This is a genomic window from Streptomyces sp. UW30 (assembly GCF_008042075.1).
Taxonomy (GTDB): domain Bacteria; phylum Actinomycetota; class Actinomycetes; order Streptomycetales; family Streptomycetaceae; genus Streptomyces.
Genome location: NZ_RDBN01000066.1, coordinates 1 through 2,286 on the forward strand (window position 1 = coordinate 1; position 2,286 = coordinate 2,286).

A 2,286-nucleotide genomic window follows, 5' to 3' on the forward strand; every position below is an offset into this window, starting at 1 on the left:
CGGATCACCACGATGATCGTCCAGCGGGGCGCGCTGGCCGCGACATTGGCCGCGACATTGGTCCTGCCCGGCGAGAGTGAGAGCGGGAGCGGGAGTGAGAGCGGGAGCGCGGACGGGAACACCCGCCAACGCCCCCGGCAACGGCGGCAGGACCACTGGCACGGTCCGGTCCTCGCCCGCCCTGCGGGCGTACAGTGCGCCCACCGCGGCAACGACCTCACTCAGCAGCGCCCGGCGGGCGTTCCCGTCCGCGCTCCCGCTCTCACTCCCGCTCCCGCTCTCACTCTCGCCGGGCAGGACCAATGTCGCGGCCAGCGCGCCCCGCTGGACGATCATCGTGGTGATCCGGTCCGGGTTCCGGCGTTCCTCGGCGTCGTACGACTCCGCGAGCGCCGCGAACCGGTCCAGCAGCCGCGCCGCCGTCGGCCGTCGCACCGGTTCCTTGGCCAGGCACGGAAGGAGCAGTTCGGCGAGCGACGCAGGCACACCCGTCAGGTCGGGCGCCTCGTGAACGACCCGTTGCAGCACCTCGTACGTCGTGCCGCTCCCGAACGGCCTGCGCCCGGTCACGACGTGCGCGAGAAGGCCCGCCAGGGCGAACACGTCGGAGGCCGGGCCGGCTTCGCCGCCCTGGGCCTGCTCCGGTGACATGAACGCCGGTGTGCCGATCACCCCATGGGCGGTGAGGCGGGTCTCGGCGTCCAGGGCGCGGGCGATGCCGAAGTCGATGATGCGGGGGCCGTCTTCGGCGAGGATCACATTGCCGGGTTTGAGGTCGCGGTGGACCAGTCCGCAGGCGTGGATCGCGGCGAGGCCTTCGGCGAGGCCGGCGCCGAGCGCTGCCACCGCGCCGTCGGGCAACGGGCCGTACGCGTCCACGGCCTCCTGCAGGGACGGTCCGGGCACATACGCGGTGGCGAGCCACGGGACCGCCGCCGCCGTATCGGCGTCGACCACGGGCGCGGTGTAGAAACCGCCGACCTTCCGCGCCGCCTCGACCTCGGCGGAGAAGCGGCGGCGGAACTCCGGGTCACGGGCGAGATGCGGCCGTACCGCCTTGACGGCGACCAGCCGCCCGCCCCGTGAACGGCCCAGGTACACGTCGCCCATTCCCCCGCCGCCCAGCTGTCCCAGCAGGACGTAGGGGCCGATTCGCGACTGCGCTTCAAACATCCGGTCTACCTGTCACGGGTCAGCTTGTACGAGCAGAGATCCAGCGCCAGCTCGTCCGCGCCATGGACTTGCACATAGAGGCTGAGCGGCATCGGCGGGTTCCGCAGGAACGCGACCGCGGACTCGGTGAACCGGACCCTGCCGTTGCCGAGGTTGGTGATGCCCTTGGGTTCTTCCAGCGCGGCGAGCCACTCGGCGTGGCCCTCGTCCACCACAGCGGTGTAGGTCGTCCCGCGACCCGACTTCGCTTCGACGGCCCGCAGGATGTCGTCGTACCGGGCGTGTTCGACGACTGCCTGTACCGCCGCCGCGAAGCTCAGCAGGCCGGCTCCGACCTTGCTGGTGTGGTGGCCGCCGGTGCGGGCGTAGGGGATCCACGTCATCCCTCCCGCCGCCGACACGACGTGGCCGACCTGGAATCCGTCCGGGGACCCGTCGGCCACGCGTACGAGGAGGGTCTCCTCGTGGGCGACGTGCTGACCGGGTTGCGCCTTGCGGAGATACAGCCCCCGCTCCTTCAGCAGCTTCGTGAGGGACGGGTCGATGCGGGCCTTGTCCATGTTCTCCTCCTACAGCTTCTTCCAGCGCTGCACCGCACTCCCCGAGGTGCAGCTGTTGGTGACCGGCCAGCCGGACGAGTACTCCAGGCACTTGCTGTTCGACATGTTCTGCAGGGTGCCGCCGGAGCCCGTGCGCCAGGACTGCGCGGTGTCCTGACCGCAGTCGGCCAGCACCGGGCTCGGGGCTGTGCTCACGGCCAGGCACTGCCCGGTGTGTTCGTTGACCAGCCGGTACGTGCCGCCCGATCCGCCCTTGTAGGCCCAGGAGGCCGCCGGGTCGTCCGTACAGTCCCCGAGGACGACTCCGCCGTAGCTGGGCACGACCAGGCACTTGCCGCTGTAGGTGTTCTTGATCCGGTGGTAGCCACCGGACGCGGGAGCCGTTGCGGAGGTCCCGGGAGCCGTGGTGGAGGTACCCCCGGACGATCCACCGGATCAGCGGCAAGTGCCTGGTCGTGCCCAGCTACGGCGGAGTCGTCCTCGGGGACTGTACGGACGACCCGGCGGCCTACCCGGCGGCCTCCTGGGCCTACAAGGGCGGATCGGGCGGCAC

At 71.3% G+C, this 2,286-nt stretch carries 2 protein-coding genes and 1 pseudogene; all 3 read right to left on the minus strand.

Going from position 1 to position 2,286, the window contains the following annotated elements:
• Positions 1-1,173: serine/threonine-protein kinase (locus EAO75_RS43640; RefSeq protein ID WP_148000696.1), on the minus strand; the 1,173-nt coding region annotated here is incomplete at its 3' end.
• Positions 1,174-1,178: 5 nt separating this feature from the next.
• Positions 1,179-1,733: a hypothetical protein gene (locus EAO75_RS43645; protein ID WP_148000697.1), complete on the minus strand. Its 555-nt coding sequence runs from the start codon at positions 1,731-1,733 to the stop codon at positions 1,179-1,181.
• A 9-nt stretch (positions 1,734-1,742) separates the two neighbouring features.
• Positions 1,743-2,096 (minus strand): annotated as a pseudogene (locus tag EAO75_RS43650) (RICIN domain-containing protein); the annotation flags it as partial.
• Between the last annotated feature and the right edge of the window lie 190 nt (positions 2,097-2,286).

Coding starts and splice junctions, on each gene's coding strand:
- EAO75_RS43645 (WP_148000697.1), bottom strand. CDS start 1,733: ATGGACAAGGCCCGCATCGACCCGTCCCTCACGAAGCTGCTGAAGGAG.